Below are 17,590 nucleotides of genomic sequence, written 5' to 3'. Positions count from 1 at the left end.
CCTCGCCATAGCAAGTAGCTCAGAGTTCTACCCCACTGCCATTTTGGCTTAATGTTCACGCCCTCTCTCAACTACTATTATTTTAGTTGTCAATTGCGAGGGTGGATAATGAGCTTAGCGTTGGTGGGTACGCGCGGTTTGCTCGGCATGGAGGCGCAGGCGGTCACGGTTGAGGTGCACCTCTCCGCCGGTTTACCTGCTTTTAATATCGTTGGACTACCTGAGGCCTCGGTCCGAGAGGCGAAGGACCGCGTGCGTAGTGCGCTGATTAACAGTGGCTTTGAGTTTCCTTCCAAAAGAATCACCGTGAGTTTGGCGCCGGCCGATCTGCCGAAAAGCGGTGGCCGTTATGACTTGCCCATTGCCCTCGGGATCCTTTCCGCATCCGGCGGACTACCCGGTGTCGATCTGTCAAAGGATTGCTATGTGGGCGAGCTGGCACTATCGGGGGAGCTAAGAGGGGTGGAGGGCGTGATCGCTACCGCCCTAGCTGCGCGTGAGCAGCAGCAACACTTGTACTTAGCTATGGGCGATGCCTGCCAAGCGGCACGTATCAAAGCGCTGGATGTGGTGGGTAGCGAGTCTTTGGCGCAGCTAACCGCGATGCTCAATGGCCAGCAGCAGCTAAGCGTGATCCCACCGCAAGTAGCTCTGGAGGAGCTGCCCGAGCAGCTGCCGGATCTTCAGGAGGTGTTGGGGCAGCCGCTGGCCAAGCGGGCGCTGGAGTTGGCCGCTATTGGGCGCCATAATCTCCTGTTTCTGGGGCCTCCCGGCACTGGAAAAACCATGCTCGCCAGCCGTTTGCCTGGGATCTTACCGCCGCTCGATGAACTGCAGGCGGTGGAGGCGGCGGCCATTGCCTCGGTGGCGAACCTGCCAAGAGAAGATGGCCAGTGGTATCTGCCGCCGTTTCGCAGCCCCCATCACAGTGCCTCGATGGTAGCGCTGGTCGGAGGCGGCTCGGTGCCCAAGCCCGGTGAGATCAGTTTGGCGCACAATGGCGTGCTGTTTCTCGACGAACTGCCAGAGTTTCCCCGCTCAGTGTTAGATGCACTGCGCCAGCCTTTGGAGGCCGGTGAGGTTAATATTTCGCGGGCCGCGCGTCAGGTGAGCTTTCCGGCGCGCTTTCAGTTGATTGCCGCAATGAATCCTTCGCCGTGTGGCCATTACCAAGGGGCGCAGATGCGCAGCAACCCTGATCAGATCCTCAAATATCTGCAGCGCCTCTCCGGGCCATTTCTTGATCGCTTCGATTTAAGTATCGAGGTCAGCCCCCTACCTCAAGGTAGTCTGTCAAAGAGTGGTGATGGTGAGAGCAGCGTTGAGGTGCGAGAGCGGGTGATGGCGGCGCGAGCACGCCAACTGCAACGACAAGGCAAGCTAAACAGCGAGCTAAGTGGCCGAGAGCTGTCCCAATACGCCCGCTTGGATATCGAGGATGCGCGCTTTTTGGAGCAGAGTATTCATCAGCTGGGCTTGTCGACCCGGGCGTTCCATCGTATTTGGCGGTTGGCGAGAAGTATTGCTGATGGTCAGGACTTGGCCGATATTAAGCGGGTGCATCTCAGTGAGGCCTTGAGCTATCGAGCGATGGAGCGTTTGCTGGCGAAGTTGGCGGCCTAAGCCGCCGGTATAGCTTACGTGAGTAGCCCTGCCAGGCGGGCTTGGGTGAAGGCGGCGATGGTTTTGGCATCGGCAACATCACCTTGTTTGACGGCCTGCTCAAACTGCTCGATATCCATCTCTATCACTTCGATAAACTCATCCTCGTCGCACTCGCCTTGTTTAAAACTCAGGTCGTGGGCGGCGAAGATATGTTGCACCTCGTCGCAGAAGCCAACGGCGGGGTAGAGCTTGCCGATTAACTGCCATTTGTCGGCGCTTAGGTTGGCTTCTTCTTGGAGTTCGCGTTGCGCACAGTGCAGCGGCGAAGCCTCGTTTTCCTCGAGAGTGCCGGCGGGGAACTCGACTACCCAGGCGTCAACGGCTGGCCGATACTGGCGCACTAACACCAGTTTCCCTTCGTCACTAATTGGGACGATCACCACCGCACCCGGGTGATGGATGTACTTTACAGTTTGACGCTGGCGGTCAGGAAACACCCGTTGGGTACGGTGTAGCTCTAGTCGGCTCCAGCTATGTTCAATATGGGTCTTAAAGTCGTTGCTATCGGCCATTCAGGCCCCCCTCTATGTGGTTCGCGGCTCTCGCAATCTTAGCCTAGACTGTTGTCTAAATTGGATTTTCTGTATAGTCCTGTGATTTCAACACAGTTATTACTACGGGTTCTCTGGCTTGGCCGTTCACCCGTTTATCGATGTTAAGGAGCCGCAGTGTTCAATTTGACTCGCTTACTTCGTCCCAAAGCCACCTCCCAGTCGCTGGCCGCGCTAGATCTTGGTAGTAACAGCTTCCACCTGATCATCGCCGATTGGCAAGATGGTGAATTGAAGGTGCGCGACAAGGTCAAGGAGATGGTCCGTCTTGGTTGGGGCTTACAAGAAGATGGCTCCCTAGACAGTGCGGCGGTTAATCGTGCATTGGGCTGTTTGGAGCGCTTCGGCGAGCGGCTGCGCGAGTTTGAGCCCGGCAGTGTGCGGATCGTCGGCACCAAGACCCTGCGTAGCGTGAGCAACTCGGACCGCTTTTTAGCCGAGGCAGAGCGCCGCTTAGGCCACCCGATTGAGATTATCTCTGGTGAAGAAGAGGCGCGCCTAATCTATTTGGGTGTGGCTCACTACTTAGCACCGACCAAAGGCCGCCGCATGGTGGTGGACATCGGTGGTGGCAGTACCGAAGTTTGTCTGGGCGATGGTATGGACCTGTGCCTGAAAGAGAGCCTGGATATGGGCTGTGTGTCTATCACCAAGAAGTTTTTCCGTAGCGGTAAAGTTACCGAAAAGCGCCTCAAAGCCGCCAGCACCTATTGCTCCCAGCAACTGGTAGCGATCGCCGACGACGTGGTCGATATGAAATGGCAGGAGTGTTTAGGTGCATCGGGAACCATTAAAGCGGTGGCCAAGGTGTGCCGTGAAAATGGCTTTAGTGATGGCACTATCGACCTGAAGAGTCTGGATAAGATTGTCGAGATCTATCGTCAGGCAGGCAATAGCGATGTCAGCATTGAAGGGCTGTCAAAGGAGCGCCAACCGGTATTCCTAGGCGGGGTGATCACCCTACTATCGCTGTTCGGTAGTCTACACATCGAGCAGATGCATGCTGCCGAGTGGGCGCTACGCGAAGGCCTGCTCTATGAGCTGAAAGGCCGTTTAGAGCATACCGATATTCGTCCAACGAGTGTGATTCGCCTAGCCGAGCGTTATCGCTGTGATAAGGTGTTCAGTGGTCGGGTTGCTAAGACCTGCTCGAACCTGCTAGCTCAAGTCGCCGAGACCTGGGAGCTGGATGAAGCGGAAACCGGGCAGCTGCTACATTGGGCTTCCCAGCTGTTCTTGGTAGGACTGGAGATTACTCACAGCGAGTACCAAAAACACGGCGCCTACATCGTTCGCCATGTTGACTTGGCAGGTTTTTCCCGGGAAGAGCAACAGCAGTTAGCGGCCTTGGTATTGGCCCACCGCAAGCGCATTCCACAGCAAGACTTCCCAATGGACAACTTGGAACTGCTAAAAGCCTGCGTATTACTGCGACTGGCCGTTATCTTCAATCGCGCTAAGCGTAAACAAGCCGCTCCAGATCTTGAGTTGCGTGCGGCCGGGGAGCACATCAGCTTGCTGGTGGAGAAGCAGTGGCTACAGGAAAATCCCTTAACTAAAGCGGACTTAGAGAGCGAGCGCCGTTATATGCGACACATTGGCTATCGCCTCAATGTGATTACGGTTTAATCGATTTGACGATCTAGTGCGATGTTTGGCCATGTGTTATGCTTATTTAGTAGCCAAATTGATTTGGCGCACAACAGGTAAATAGGTAATAACAATGGCCATCAATTCTATTAATAATACATCTTCACCGGCCGACTTTTATGCTCAACAGGCACAGAAGCGACGGGAAGAGCAAAGCGAGCAGTTGGCATCTGGCACCCGCATTACTACTGCAGCTATCGACCCAGCTGGTTTGCAGATTGCTAACCGCCTTACCTCTCAGGTCAACGAGGCGGAAGCCTACGGGCGCATCTACCAAAACCAAGTCTCACTAAACAACATTGCATCTGCCGAGCTGCAAGGCACCACTGAAGCGCTGCAAGCGAATCAAACCTTGGCGATTCAGGCGGGCAACGGCATCTACAACGCCGACGACTTAGCTGCCCTGCAAGCCCAAGCGGATGCAAACACTGCCACCATCCCTAACGCTGGCGATCTAGGCGTTGATGGTGTGGATATCACCGACCCGGGTGCGGGCGATGCATTTACTCAAGCCCAGCGCACTACCGATGCGGCGAATGCCCAGCTGGGTGCTGAGTCGAATGCTGCTGAGTCAGCCTACCGCTCGACCCAAGCTGCGTTGGAAGCGCAAAGCGCAGCTCGCTCGCGGATTCTCGATACCAACTATGCATTGGCCAGCTCTCAACAAGCTCAAAACGATGTGTTGTTCCAGACCTCGGTGCAGAGTATTCGTGGTCAGCAAGAGTATGCACGCAGCGTAGACCGCCTCTTATAGAGCGTGCATTCCATCCCAGATACAGGCAGCTTTCGAGCTGCCTTTTTATTTGCCGAGAGTTTGGTTAAGATGCGCCGCAATTTTTGCTGTTGTTGAGGAATACCGATGGACGCGTTGTCTGCCGGCGTGATGCTGTTTTTAATCATGGACCCACTGGGTAACTTGCCGGTGGTGATGTCGATGCTCAAGCATCTTGAGCCGAAGCGTCGTCGAATCGTGCTTATCCGCGAGCTGATTGTGGCTTTGGCGGTGATGTTTAGCTTCCTGTTTGCCGGTGAGCATATCCTTGGCTTCCTTAATCTGCGCCAAGAAGCGGTAGGTATCGCTGGTGGTCTGATCCTGTTCTTGATTGCCCTGAAGATGATCTTTCCACAACCTGGCGGTGTGGCGGGCTTAGCGGCGGGTGAGGAGCCGTTCTTGGTGCCGCTGGCGATCCCGATGATTGCTGGGCCTTCGGTATTGGCATCACTGATGCTGCTGGCCAATCAAGATGCTGAACGCATGACCGATTGGTCGCTGGCGCTGCTGGCTGCTTGGGCGATCACCGTGTGTATCCTGATGCTCAACGAGCTGTTGATGAAGCTATTGGGTGAGCGCGGTCTAAAAGCGCTGGAGCGCCTGATGGGCATGCTATTGATTATGCTGGCGGTACAGATGCTGATGGATGGCATTGCCAACTATCTGATGTCGGTGGCCAGTTAAGCCCGATTGAAAGCGCCTAGTACAGGCGCTTTTTTATTGCCTTACTGTCGCTGCTGGGCGCGTTTATGCAGCTCCCACATGGCAAAGAAACCAAACAGTAGAATGCGCCAGCCATCGCCGGGGCGGTATACCCCACTTTGCTGAAGGTTGGCTTTAAGTGCGAGCAATTGCACCGCGTGAAGTATCAACATGATCACGCCAAAGCCGAGCACCAACCAGTTGTAGGGCGGGGTGAATAGCAGCGGCGCAAATAAAAATACCAACCAGATTAACGCCATCAATCCTTTGCCAACGGTAATCATAGGAACTCCTTAAGCGTGTTCGATGTGATAGAGGTTGTAGCTCACCTGCCCGGCTTGCTTGGACTTTATCTTCTCCCAGCCGCTTGGTAGGTTTGGTTCGGCCGCTGAGCTCTCCTGTTCTAGATACACCAAGGCATCGTCAGCCAGCCAGTTGTTGGCGACCAGCAAGTCGATACATTGCTGGACCAGTTGCTGGTGGAACGGCGGATCGATAAACACCACATCATAGGCGTGCTCAGGCTCTTTACGCAGCAGTTGCAGGGTATCGGCCACTTCCAGCTTGGCTTGGGTTGCATCCACTTGCAGCAGCGCCAAGTTGTCTTTGAGTTGCTGAGCGGCTCGCTGGTCACGTTCGACCAAGGTGACATGTTCGGCGTAGCGTGAAAGGGCCTCGAAGCCTAGCCCGCCACTGCCAGCAAAGGCATCCAGGCAGCGAGCGCCACGAATGTCCATCGCCAGCCAGTTAAACAGCGTCTCTTTTACCCGATCGGTGGTGGGGCGCAGGCCTTCGCCATCGAGCACTTTTAGCTTGCGACCACGCCACTGCCCGGCAATGATACGAATACTACCGCTGCGGGTGTTGCCGCCACGGGCGGAAGACTTTGGGCTTTTTTGGGGAGAACGACGTGGCATGACTAAAGCTCGTTGAAATCTGTGATAAAATCGCTGCAATTTTGCGGATTGTAGCAGTCCGATAAGCAAAGCAGAAATTCCAAAAGATAGGTAAATGCCAATGGCAAAGAAAAAGGGGCTATTTTCCTGGTTTAGTCGTGGAAAGTCCGACAGTGAGCAGCAAGCGGAAGAACAGGTTGCAGCGCCAGAGCTTGAGGCTGAAGCAAGCCAACCCGACGTAGAGCAAAGCAACGAGAGTGAGCTTGCAAGCGCAGCTGTTACCGAGAACACTGCTGCAGAGCCAGAGCCAGAGCCAGAGCCAGAGCCAGAGCCAGAGCCAGAGCCAGAGCCAGAGCCAGAGCCAGAGCCAGAGCCAGAGCCACAAGCCAAGCCGGAAGCGCCGAAGATGGGCCTGTTTGCCCGACTAAAAGCAGGGCTTAAGCGCACCCGCGAGAACCTTGGCTGGGGCTTCTTCTCGCTGTTCAAAGGCAAGCAAATCGACGATGAGCTGTTTGAAGAGCTGGAGGAGCAACTGCTATTGGCCGATGTGGGCATCGACACCACGCTGAAGATTATCGACAACCTGACTGAACAGGCCGACCGCCGTCAGCTCAAAGATGGTGAGGCGCTCTACGAGCAGCTTAAGCTGCAGATGGGCGAGCTGTTACAAAAAGTGGAAGCGCCACTGCAACCGGAAACCGATGGGCCGTTTGTGATCCTGATGGTTGGGGTGAATGGCGTAGGTAAAACCACCACCATCGGTAAGTTGGCCAAGAAATACCAAAGTCAGGGTAAGAGCGTGATGCTGGCCGCTGGCGATACCTTCCGTGCTGCTGCGGTTGAGCAGCTGCAGGTATGGGGCGAGCGTAACGACATCTCGGTGGTTGCTCAGCACACCGGTGCCGATAGCGCCTCGGTGATCTTCGATGCCTTCCAAGCCGCCAAAGCGCGCAACGTGGATGTGTTGATTGCCGATACCGCTGGCCGCTTGCAGAACAAGGCCCACCTGATGGATGAGCTGAAGAAGATTGTTCGGGTGATGAAGAAGCTAGACGATGCGGCGCCGCACGAGGTGATGCTAACCATCGATGCCAGCACCGGTCAGAACGCCATCTCTCAAGCCAAGATCTTCAACGAAGCAGTGGGCCTGACTGGCCTGTCGTTAACCAAGCTCGATGGCACCGCCAAAGGCGGGGTGATCTTTGCCTTGGCCGATCAGTTTGAGTTGCCGATCCGCTACATCGGTGTCGGGGAAGGTATCGATGATCTGCGTGAGTTTGAGGCTCAACCATTTGTGGATGCGCTCTTCAGCCAAGAATAATAATCGACAAGGATTGCGGCGATGATTCGCTTTGAGCAGGTAAGCAAGGTTTATCCCGGCAGCAAACAGGCGCTGCAAAAGGTGTCGTTTCACCTTGAGCAGGGCCAGATGGCGTTCCTGACCGGACACTCCGGAGCAGGAAAAAGTACCCTGCTGAAGTTGATCACCGCCATGGAGCGTCCGTCGGCGGGTCAGGTATGGGTGGCAGGGCAAGATATCTCGCGCCTGCCGCGGACTAAAGTGCCAGCACTACGCCGCCAGATGGGCGTGATCTTCCAAGACCATAAGCTGCTGATGGACCGCAGCGTGTTCGACAACGTGGCGCTGCCATTGGTGATTGAAGGCTATGCGATGAGCGATATCCGTCGCCGGGTCTCAGCCGCTCTCGATAAAGTCGGCCTGCTTGAGAAGGCCACTGCCTTGCCGATTGCGCTATCGGGCGGTGAGCAGCAGCGGGTGGGGATCGCCCGCGCGGTGGTCAACAAGCCCGCTATTTTGATTGCCGATGAGCCCACCGGTAACCTCGACCCAATGTTGTCGCTGGAGATCTTCAAACTGTTCGAAGAGTTTAACCGGGTCGGCGTGGCGGTACTGATTGCCAGCCACGACTTGAGTCTGATTGCCAAGCTTCATCATCAACGATTCGTACTTAACCAAGGCCTACTGTCCTGTGAGCAAGGAGCGGCAGATGCAGACTAATCGAGCCAAGGTCGCCTGGCCTGTTCGTTTTGCCATGTACTGGGTGCGCCACGTGCAGCAGTGTATCTCTAGCCTTGGCGAGTTATGGCGTACACCGGGCAGTTCGCTGTTGACCATGGCGGTGCTAGGGGTATGCCTGTCGCTGCCAGCCAGTTTTTATCTGGCCATGAAGAACCTCTCCAGCCTGACCGCCTATTGGCAGAGCGAGACGCAGCTGACCGTTTATCTCAGTCAAAACATCGACCAGCTACAGTTGCAAGCGATGCAAAAGCAACTGGAGCTACGCGACGAAGTCGCCAGCCTGAGTCATATCTCCAAGGAACAGGGGCTGGCGGAGTTCGAGCAAAGCAGTGGCTTTGATGATGTGTTGGCCCTACTGCCCTACAATCCCCTACCGGATGTATTAGTGCTGCAGCTTAACGAGGCATACCGTAATGCCGAGGCCGCCAAGCGTTTGCAGCAGGAGCTACGCGGCATGGATCAGATCGAGCGGGTCAGCCTGGATGTGGAGTGGCTCAGTCGCCTTAACAGCCTAAGCAATATGGCCAGTCAAATGGCTAGCCTGTTGGTGCTGTTGCTGTTGGCGGCGGTGGTGCTGATCGTCTCCAATACCCTGCGATTGGGTATTTTGAGTCGGCGCAGCGAGATCGAGGTGATGAAGCTGGTGGGTGCCACGGACGGCTTTATTCGCCGTCCGTTCCTGTATATCGGTTTTTGGTATGGGGTAATTGGTGGTCTGTTGGCGTGGGTGCTGTGTAACGTGTTGCTGCTCTGGTCTGAGTTCGCATTGCAGCAGCTTGGAATTCTTTACCAATATCAGGTCCAGCTACTGGGCTTGGACATCAATGAGTTTGTTGGCCTGATGGTCATGGCGTGTGGCATGAGCTTGTTGGCCTCGTGGTTCTCGGTGCAACGTCATATTAAAGAGATCGAGCCCAGCTAAACTGGGCTCTGTGCCGTTAAAGTCCAATCATCCTGTTTAAAAGCCTGCTGATGTAGGTGGCTACAGGTCACAGCCTTTAGTCTTGTGCCAGTTTTCTCATCCAGCGGCCGCTTTGCCAGCGTCGCCAGTTGACCTGGCCGCGCAGCGTTTCGTCGAGCAGCGCGACACTGAGCACTCCATACAAGCCAAAGTCGGTGTAGCTGGCAACCACGTAGGCCAGTGGCGCCGAGATAAGCCAGGTCACGCCAATCGCGGTGGCGGTCACAAACACTGCATCGCCGCAGCCCCGCAGCACGTTCCCTGCAATAATGTTCACCGCGCGCATCGGCTCTTGAAAGGTGTGGATCAAACACACCCCAAGGCCCATGGTCAGAATGGCTTGCTCTTGGGTAAATAGGCCCAGCAACCAACGATGCAGCAGCAGGATCACCAGTACCATGCCTATCACAATCCCCAGCGCCCAGCGGATCCCTTGCACCATCTGCTGGCGGCACTCCTCAAAGCGTCCAGCCCCGGCGAGCTGGGTGATCAGCATGGTATTGGCCACACCAATGGACACTAAAAACATGATGCAGTAGCTATAGATGTTCAGGGTATAGACCCGCGCAGCAATGGCGTGTTCGCCAAAGCCAACCACCAACACACTGAGCACCATCATAAAGCTCTGGAAGGAGAAAGGCTCCAAAGACGATGGTACGGCGATACGAAGGATGGGCTTAAGGCTCAGTGCTGGCTGGCGCAATGCAGCCATCAGTGGCAGGCGCACCTTTATCACCAGCAGCAGCGCCAGCAGGTTGAGCACAAGGGCCAGGCTCCAGGCTACAATGCTCACCAAAGCAACGCCTTGTACGCCCATTGGCTCGACGCCGAACCAGCCAAATACCACAATCGAATTACCGACGATTTTTACTAAAAACATTAACGCGACTGACAGGGTGTTCCATTGGGCTTGGCCATAGCTGTTGCACATATTACCGAGCATCATCCTAAAGCCCATCAAGCCAACCCCGGAGCCGGCAATGACTAGGTAGCTTCCTGCAATGGTGGCCATCTCCTCTGGCAGCCCCATCCAGTGGCCGATATCGCCAGCTTGGAACCAGAAGAAGCAACCGGCCAGCAGCGAGGTCATCATGCCGATGATCACCAAGCCGGCCAGCATCAGATTGGCGCGTGGATAATTCTTTTTTCCCATGTACTGAGAGGCCAGGCTGGCACCCGCAATGCCAGTGGCAGAGAACAAGGTGATGGCCATGGCAAACCATGGCGTAACCGCGCCTACCGCGGCAGCAGCCTGATCGGAGATCCGGCTTAGGTAGAGCGCATCGATAACCGGGACCGACATATTCAGTACATATTCACCGAGCAGCGGCAGGGCCATACCGAACAACCCTTTTTCCAGGGTGCGGCTTGTTGGAGATTGGGACATGAAGAAACAGCTGGGACAGAGTGATAATTGGCCGGGATTCTACGCCTCACAAGGGCCCTTGTCCTGTTGCCAAAACCAATAATCTGCTTACTTTTTTTACAGTCGCAATTTTATGTTGAGAGGTCACGTTTTTGCCAGACTCATGAAAGTAAAGTCGCTTCTTTCATGAGCCTGTTTTATTTAGGTGTTGCGCTTATTTTATGAGTTCAAGGGGCTAGTCGAGGCTGATCTCAATCCTGCCCTTGGTTTCACGTACCGGATAGACGGGCACCGAGATCGCTTGATCATCCAGACACTGCCCGGTCTGCAGACTAAAGCGCTGCTTATAGAGTGGCGAGGCCACCAACAGCTCGCCCTTGCTATCGCCAATCAAGCCGCGCGATAGCGAATGGGTCTTGCTGAACGGGCAGTAGTTGCTGATGGCATACAGCTGGTCGTTTTTACTCTCCCAGAACACCGCGATCTGTTTGCCGTCCACCAGGGCACATACACCGGTGTTTGGGCTGAGGATGCTTTTATCGCAGATGTCGAACCATTTACTTGCTTGCATATTCTTCTCCTAACGCACTTCTACGATGTCGATGCGACGTTCATCTTCGGTTGCCGGGCGGCGCTGGCCACGCTCGCGCACATACTGTAGCTGCGGGTCGCTGCCATCGGCGTTAACAAACTGGCGGAAACGCTGCAGTTTCTTGTCGTCGCTAAGGGTGGTCTTCCATTCACACTGGTAGTTCTCGACGACTCGACTCATGTCGGCTTCCAGTTCATCACAGAGATTCAGGCTGTCTTCGATCACCACTTGTTTGAGGTAGTCCAGCCCACCTTCCAGGTTTTCCATCCACACCGAGGTACGCTGTAGGCGATCGGCGGTGCGCACATAGAACATCAGGATCCGGTCGATGTAGCGCATCAGGGTTACATCATCCAGGTCGCTGGCAAACAAGTCGGCATGGCGGGGACGCATACCGCCGTTACCACAAACATAAAGCGCCCAGCCTGCGTCGGTGGCGATTACGCCGATATCTTTGCTCTGTGCTTCGGCGCACTCGCGAGTACAGCCTGACACGGCAAACTTGAGCTTGTGCGGCGAGCGCAGCCCCTTGTAGCGGTTCTCCAGCAAAATCGCCATGCCGACGCTGTCTTGCACCCCGTAGCGACACCAGGTAGAGCCCACACAGGACTTCACAGTACGTACCGATTTGCCGTAGGCGTGGCCGGTTTCAAAGCCAGCATCACAGAGCTTTTGCCAAATCAGTGGCAGCTCGTGCAGTTGGGCTCCAAACAAATCGATACGTTGACCGCCGGTGATCTTGGTATAGAGGTCGAACTCCTTGGCGACTTCGGCGATCACCATCAGCATATCTGGGGTAATCTCACCGCCAGCAATCCGCGGTACCACCGAGTAGGTGCCGTCTTTTTGCATGTTACCGAGGAAGATGTCGTTGGTGTCCTGCAGGCCAATGTGCTCATCTTCCAACACATAGTCGTTCCAGAATGATGCCAGAATCGAACCGACCGCAGGCTTACAAATCTCACAGCCATGGCCGCTACCGCATTCTTTTAGTAGCTGCTCGAAGCTGCGGATCTGCTTGACCTTGACGATGTCGGCCAGCTCTTGGCGCGAGTAATCGAAGTGCTCACAAATGGCCGAGCTGACTTCCACACCCAGTTTCTCCAGCTCGCTGTTAAGGACCTGATTGGCAAGGGCTGAGCAGCCGCCACAGCCGGTTGCGGCGCCAGTACAGCTTTTGATATCGGCCATGGTGGTGGCGCCATCTTTAACGGCTTGGGCGATCTGGCCCTTGGTCACGTCGTAGCAAGAACAGATCTGGGCGGTATCGGGCAGCGCTTCAACGCCCATACCGGCCGAGGCCGCGCCTTCTTCGGTGGACGGTACCAGCAGGTACTCAGGGGCAACCGGTAGCGTCATATCGTTGAGGTAGAGCTGTAGCCACGCGCCGTAGTCACTGGCATCGCCCACCAAGATCGCCCCCAGCAGCTTGTCGCCGGCGGCATTGGTCACCACCTTCTTATAAACCTGCTTGGCTTCGTCGCACAGGCTGTAGCTGAGCGCGCCTTCGGTTTGGGCATGGGCATCGCCGATACTGGCCACATCGACACCCATCAGTTTCAGTTTGGTGCTCATGTCAGCGCCTTGGAAGCTGGCTGCGGCATCGCCGCTGAGGTGGGCGCTGGCCACTTTGGCCATGCTGTAGCCGGGAGCTACGAGACCGAAGATCTTGCCATCCCACAGCGCGCATTCACCCACTGCGTAGATATCTGGGTCTGAGGTCTGGCACTGGTCGTTAATTGCGATACCGCCACGTGGGCCGATCGCCAGCTCGCAGTCGCGAGCCAGTTTATCCTGTGGACGGATACCGGCGCTGAATAGGATCATATCGGTTTCCAGCACACTGCCATCGGCAAACTTCATCAGGTAGCGAGTGTCTTCACCGGGCTCAATGGCTTGGGTGTTCTTATCGGTGTGGACATGGACTCCGAGCTCTTCAATCTTGCTACGCAGGATATCGCCGCCACTTTGATCGATCTGCACCGCCATCAAGCGTGGGGCAAACTCCACAACATGGGTTTGCAGGCCGAGATCTTTAAGCGCCTTAGCGGCTTCTAGGCCTAGCAGGCCGCCACCGATAACCACGCCAACCTTGCTTTGCTTGGCGCTGGCTTTCATCGCTTCGAGATCTTCGATGGTGCGATAGACCAAGATGTGCTGCTTGGCCGCCTCGTCATCCGGGCGAGGGATCGGCGGTACAAAGGGGGTAGACCCCGTGGCCAGTACCAGCTTGTCGTAGCTTTCAGTACGGCCCTGAGCGGTGGTAATCGTTTTAGCGCTACGGTCGATGCTGGCGACCCGGTCATTGACGAAGTACTCGACGCCTTTCTCGTCGTAGTAGGACTCGGAGGTCATCATCAAGTCATCAACGGTGGCACCGCTGAAGTAGCTGGAGAGTTGAACCCGGTCATAGGCCAGGCGCGGCTCTTCACTGAAGGTGGTCAGTTGGAATGATTCGCTTTGCGTTAAGGCTTCATCAATAAAGCGGTGACCCACCATACCGTTGCCAACAACAATAATCCTTTGCATATCTCTCTCCTATTCTCCCACTGCCATTGGCCGTGGTGTCATCTGTTCTATCCAGTTAAGTTGCTCTCGCAAGGCGACGACCTGACCAATGATGATCAGGGTGGGGCTTTCTAGCTGATGATGGTCGGCCTGCTCGGTGAGTTCGCTCAAGGTGGTAGTAACCACCCGTTGATCGCTGTGACAGCCCTTTTCCACCAACGCGGCAGGGGTATCTGCTGCCAGGCCATGGGCGGCCAGTTGGCTGCTGATTTCGTTTAGCGCGCTCAGTCCCATGTAGAACACCAAGGTGTGATCTACGTTCGCAAGCTGCGTCCAGTTAAGGTCGAGCTTGCCGTCTTTTAGGTGGCCGGTAACAAAGGTGCAGCCGCGTGACAGGCCCCGGTGAGTCAGCGGGATGCCGGCATAGCTGCTACAGCCTGCTGCAGCGGTAATACCGGGGATCACTTGGCTGGCGATGCCAGCGGCTTGCAGTTCCATCAGCTCTTCGCTGCCGCGACCGAAGATAAAGGGGTCACCGCCTTTTAATCGGCAGATGTGCAACCCCCGCTGTGCTTGCTCCACCATAAATTGGTTGAGTTGCTCTTGGGGCACGCAGTGATTGTGTTTGGCTTTGCCCACGTAAATGGCGCGGGTCTTTTGCGGGATCAGGCTTAGGATCTCGTCACCGACCAAGCGGTCGTAAAGGATCAAATCGGCACTTTCGATACTGCGTAAGGCTTTTAGCGTCAGCAGCTCCGGATCGCCCGGACCGGCTCCCACCAGATCAACCCGACCCGCAGTCCCTGCGTGTTTAGGCTGAGTTAATTGGCTTAATGTTTTTATGTTCATCGAATACTCTCCATGCTCGCTTTTGGCGACGCAAGCATGGTGCCAGCGTATTTCACTGTTAACTGCTTTAAAGTAAATGGTTAATATTCTATGGTTTATGGGGTTTTTTGGTTTGAAGCTTAACTGCAACATCTTTACTACTTAAGAGATAAGTTGCACCTAAATGATCAACATACGCACCTTGGCAGTGCTAAAAGTGTGAACTATCTTGCAAATAAATCGTCTTAATCTCGGTCTGTAAATTTGTGAAAACGGGCTTGAGTTTCGCGGTGTTTGAGTTTAGATCTTGTACGACTCTATGGTATTATCGCCAGTCCGCAACAAATAAGAGGTTGTTATGGAGCAAACTAACGTGTCAATGGCTTTAGTCCCTCTGGGCAGTATTGAAGCGTACATCCAATCGGTCAATCAGATCGAGATGCTTAGCGCTGAGCGGGAAAAAGAATTGGCAACTCGTTTATTCGAGGACGGTGACCTGACGGCTGCCCGTGAGTTGGTAATGTCTCACCTGCGCTTTGTCGCGCATGTAGCAAAGAATTATTCTGGCTATGGTCTGCCAACCGCGGACCTTATCCAAGAAGGCAACGTTGGCTTGATGAAGGCGGTAAAGCGCTTTGATCCGAACGTTGGCGTGCGTCTGGTGTCTTTCGCGGTTCACTGGATCAAAGCGGAGATCCACGAGTACGTACTGCGCAACTGGCGTGTGGTGAAGATTGCCACCACCAAGGCACAGCGTAAACTGTTCTTTAACCTGCGCAAATCGAAGAAGCGTCTGGGCTGGTTTAAGAGCGAAGAAGTCGACATGGTTGCCCAAGAGCTAGGGGTAACGGCCAAAGATGTGCTGGAAATGGAGTCGCGCATGGCGGCCCAAGACCAAGCCTTCGATCTCAGCGCCGATGATGAAGAGCGCGAGGGCCAATTCGCACCGGTTCACTACCTAGAAGACAAGAGCTCTGATGTTGCAGAGTATGTTGAGAAAGAGAACTGGGAAGTGAATGCCGCTAATCGCCTGCGTAGCGCCTTAGCCACTTTGGATGAGCGCAGCACCCACATCGTCCAGCGCCGTTGGCTGGATGAAGACAAGGCGACCTTGCAAGAGCTTGCTGACCAGTATCAGGTATCGGCTGAGCGGATCCGCCAGCTAGAGAAGAACGCCATGAAAAAGCTCAAGTCAGCAATGGCTTAGGCCCGTTCTTAATAACAGAAACCTCGCTTAGCGAGGTTTTTTTATAGCTGTTTTTTGCTACCCTTAGGCTAAATTCTCAGCAGCACGCGTCGCCATGGAAAGCCCCTTAGACTTCTCTAAAGTCAATTTCATTGTAGATAACGAAGGTCACAAGACTGCCGCCATCCTCCCCTACGAGCTTTACCAGCAGCTTATGGCACTTAAATCCTTGATTGCCGCGCCCGATGAAGCAGTCGAGACTCAAGCCGAGTTTGAGTTTGCGGTGAAGCAGGCGGTGGCGTTTGGTTATCCAGTGGGAGCAAAACACAAACCAAACTTTGTGGTCACCAAGGGCTCTACCGCGAATATCAGCGATGCCGACTCATTGCGCCCAGCCGTTCAGGCCTTACGTGATCAACTGATTCAAGAACATGTGCTGTGTCATGAAGGCGATGTGCTGCAGTTTATGCGTGATTACCAGTTCTCCAGTCCCAGCGCTGCTGCCTGTATGATCGCCGGCAACGCCCGCAGTGGTCTGGATGCTTGGGTTGACCGTTGGGGTAAGAGCCTAAAGGTTAGAGGCTACGGCAAGAAACGCTAAAAAAAGAGCGCCATTGAGGCGCTCTTTTTGGTTGTTTGATTCGTCCTAATTAAGCTTTGCTTAAGAAAGCATACTCAGCGCTGGCACCGATTCGAGCGATAGCGCTTCAGCCACCTCTTCGCAGGTTAGCTTACCGTGCATCACATTCAAGCCATTGCGCAGGTGCTCATCGTCTAGCAACGCTTGGCGGTAGCCTTTGTTGGCCAGGGTGATGATATACGGCAGGGTAGCGTTGTTGAGTGCCATGGTGGAGGTGCGCGCCACACCGCCGGGCATATTCGCCACACAGTAGTGCACCACATCGTCGACGATGTAGATTGGGTCTTGGTGGGTGGTGGCCTTAGAGGTTTCCGCGCAGCCGCCTTGGTCGATGGCGACATCGACAATTGCCGAGCCGGCTTTCATCTTACTCACCAGCTCACGGGTGATCAGCTTAGGCGCAGCAGCCCCTGGCAGCAGCACCCCGCCGATCACCAGATCTGCCTCGGTCACATGCTGCTCGATACTGGCAGCGGTCGAGTAGACGGTCTTCAACTGGCCGCGATACTGGGCGTCGAGTTGCTTCAACACATCAAGGTTGCGATCCAGAATGGTCACATCAGCGCCCATACCGACCGCCATCTGCGCGGCATTACGGCCAACTACGCCGCCGCCAATGATGACTACCTTGGCTGGCTCTACTCCGGGAACGCCGCCGAGTAGCACACCGCGGCCGCTATGGGACTTCTCCAAGGCCATTGCGCCGGCTTGAATCGACATGCGCCCGGCCACTTCCGACATGGGGGCCAACAGTGGCAGACCACCTTGTGGGCTGGTGACAGTTTCGTAGGCGATGCAGACGGCACCAGAGTTGATTAGGTCTTCGGTTTGCGCTGGATCGGGCGCCAAGTGTAGATAGGTGAATAGCAGCTGGTCTTCGCGCAACATGGCGCGCTCCACCGCTTGAGGTTCCTTGACCTTGACGATCATCTCCGCTTCAGCAAACACCTGTTTGGCATCGGCCGCGATACGTGCACCAGCATCGATATAGTCTTGATCACTGAAGCCAATCCCCAGACCTGCATTGGTCTCTACCACTATCTGATGACCGTGCTTGCTCAGCTCGTTCACACTCGCCGGTGTCATCCCTACCCGGTACTCGTGATTTTTTATCTCTTTAGGAACACCAATCAGCATAGTCATTACCTCCTGTTAATGGTCTGCTTGCCAACGAAAATGTTGAGTTCAAGCTTTAACCATAGGGTAACGTGTGGCGAATGCAAATTCTGAGC

General features: G+C 55.1%; 17 protein-coding genes. 9 read left to right on the top strand and 8 right to left on the bottom strand.

All coding sequences use genetic code 11. The features are described from left to right. Positions 1–108: 108 nt before the first annotated feature. Positions 109–1,623 carry a YifB family Mg chelatase-like AAA ATPase gene (locus G462_RS0107150; protein ID WP_026958386.1) on the top strand — a complete coding sequence of 505 codons (1,515 nt, stop codon included), beginning with the start codon at positions 109–111 and terminating at the stop codon, positions 1,621–1,623. A 14-nt stretch (positions 1,624–1,637) separates the two neighbouring features. Here the strand turns inward: G462_RS0107150 and G462_RS0107145 are convergent, their stop codons facing one another. Continuing rightward, positions 1,638–2,177 carry an NUDIX hydrolase gene (locus G462_RS0107145; protein ID WP_084404969.1) on the bottom strand — a complete coding sequence of 180 codons (540 nt, stop codon included), beginning with the start codon at positions 2,175–2,177 and terminating at the stop codon, positions 1,638–1,640. Between the two features lie 156 nt (positions 2,178–2,333). Between G462_RS0107145 and G462_RS0107140 the strand changes: the two genes are divergently transcribed. From G462_RS0107140 to G462_RS0107130, 3 genes are all read left to right on the top strand, one after another. Further along, entirely contained in the window at positions 2,334–3,845 is a 1,512-nt protein-coding gene (locus G462_RS0107140) for a Ppx/GppA phosphatase family protein (protein ID WP_026958384.1), read from the top strand. A gap of 94 nt (positions 3,846–3,939) precedes the next feature. Next, a complete protein-coding gene (locus G462_RS0107135) occupies positions 3,940–4,620 on the top strand; it encodes a flagellin (RefSeq protein ID WP_026958383.1) in 681 nt (226 codons plus the stop codon). A 105-nt stretch (positions 4,621–4,725) separates the two neighbouring features. Next, complete coding sequence (locus tag G462_RS0107130; RefSeq protein ID WP_026958382.1) at positions 4,726–5,322, top strand: YhgN family NAAT transporter; 597 nt, start codon at positions 4,726–4,728, stop codon at positions 5,320–5,322. A gap of 41 nt (positions 5,323–5,363) precedes the next feature. Here G462_RS0107130 and G462_RS0107125 read toward each other — a convergent pair whose 3' ends face one another. Next, entirely contained in the window at positions 5,364–5,624 is a 261-nt protein-coding gene (locus G462_RS0107125; protein ID WP_026958381.1) for a DUF1145 domain-containing protein, read from the bottom strand. A 9-nt stretch (positions 5,625–5,633) separates the two neighbouring features. Next, entirely contained in the window at positions 5,634–6,257 is a 624-nt protein-coding gene (gene rsmD, locus G462_RS0107120; RefSeq protein WP_026958380.1) for a 16S rRNA (guanine(966)-N(2))-methyltransferase RsmD, read from the bottom strand. 94 nt (positions 6,258–6,351) lie between these two features. Here rsmD and ftsY point away from each other — a divergent pair, with 94 nt between their 5' ends. From ftsY to ftsX, 3 genes are read left to right on the top strand one after another with little or no spacing between them, the layout of a single operon-like run. Continuing rightward, positions 6,352–7,557: a signal recognition particle-docking protein FtsY gene (gene ftsY / locus G462_RS0107115; RefSeq protein ID WP_026958379.1), complete on the top strand. Its 1,206-nt coding sequence runs from the start codon at positions 6,352–6,354 to the stop codon at positions 7,555–7,557. A 21-nt stretch (positions 7,558–7,578) separates the two neighbouring features. Beyond that, on the top strand, positions 7,579–8,256 hold the full coding sequence (gene ftsE / locus G462_RS0107110; protein WP_026958378.1) for a cell division ATP-binding protein FtsE: 678 nt from the start codon (positions 7,579–7,581) through the stop codon (positions 8,254–8,256). After that, the gene (ftsX, locus tag G462_RS0107105; RefSeq protein WP_026958377.1) at positions 8,246–9,199 is read left to right on the top strand and encodes a permease-like cell division protein FtsX; all 954 of its coding nucleotides are present in this window, start codon (positions 8,246–8,248) and stop codon (positions 9,197–9,199) included. The genes ftsE and ftsX overlap by 11 nt, the downstream gene beginning before the upstream one ends. Before the next feature lie 76 nt (positions 9,200–9,275). On the opposite strand, the gene G462_RS0107100 is transcribed toward ftsX, so the two are convergent. The 4 genes from G462_RS0107100 to cobA form a co-directional block, all read right to left on the bottom strand. Next, positions 9,276–10,625: an MATE family efflux transporter gene (locus tag G462_RS0107100; protein ID WP_084404968.1), complete on the bottom strand. Its 1,350-nt coding sequence runs from the start codon at positions 10,623–10,625 to the stop codon at positions 9,276–9,278. Between the two features lie 214 nt (positions 10,626–10,839). Then, positions 10,840–11,175: a nitrite reductase small subunit NirD gene (gene nirD, locus G462_RS0107095; RefSeq protein WP_026958375.1), complete on the bottom strand. Its 336-nt coding sequence runs from the start codon at positions 11,173–11,175 to the stop codon at positions 10,840–10,842. 9 nt (positions 11,176–11,184) lie between these two features. Next, the gene (gene nirB, locus G462_RS0107090; protein WP_026958374.1) at positions 11,185–13,725 is read right to left on the bottom strand and encodes a nitrite reductase large subunit NirB; all 2,541 of its coding nucleotides are present in this window, start codon (positions 13,723–13,725) and stop codon (positions 11,185–11,187) included. A 9-nt stretch (positions 13,726–13,734) separates the two neighbouring features. Continuing rightward, positions 13,735–14,553 (bottom strand): uroporphyrinogen-III C-methyltransferase, encoded by an 819-nt coding sequence (gene cobA, locus G462_RS0107085; protein WP_026958373.1) that lies wholly within the window; start codon positions 14,551–14,553, stop codon positions 13,735–13,737. Positions 14,554–14,890: 337 nt separating this feature from the next. Between cobA and rpoH the strand changes: the two genes are divergently transcribed. Next, the gene (gene rpoH / locus G462_RS0107080) at positions 14,891–15,739 is read left to right on the top strand and encodes an RNA polymerase sigma factor RpoH (protein ID WP_035477091.1); all 849 of its coding nucleotides are present in this window, start codon (positions 14,891–14,893) and stop codon (positions 15,737–15,739) included. Between the two features lie 94 nt (positions 15,740–15,833). Beyond that, on the top strand, positions 15,834–16,319 hold the full coding sequence (locus G462_RS0107075) for a DUF4357 domain-containing protein (protein ID WP_026958371.1): 486 nt from the start codon (positions 15,834–15,836) through the stop codon (positions 16,317–16,319). A gap of 60 nt (positions 16,320–16,379) precedes the next feature. On the opposite strand, the gene ald is transcribed toward G462_RS0107075, so the two are convergent. Beyond that, positions 16,380–17,495 carry an alanine dehydrogenase gene (gene ald / locus G462_RS0107070; protein ID WP_026958370.1) on the bottom strand — a complete coding sequence of 372 codons (1,116 nt, stop codon included), beginning with the start codon at positions 17,493–17,495 and terminating at the stop codon, positions 16,380–16,382. Positions 17,496–17,590: the final 95 nt, after the last annotated feature.

Origin of the sequence: Aliagarivorans taiwanensis DSM 22990 (assembly GCF_000429505.1) — a bacterium.
Taxonomy (GTDB): Bacteria; Pseudomonadota; Gammaproteobacteria; order Enterobacterales; family Celerinatantimonadaceae; genus Aliagarivorans; species Aliagarivorans taiwanensis.
Note: the sequence above shows the minus strand (reverse complement) of the source record. Positions and strands in the feature narration are given on the sequence as shown.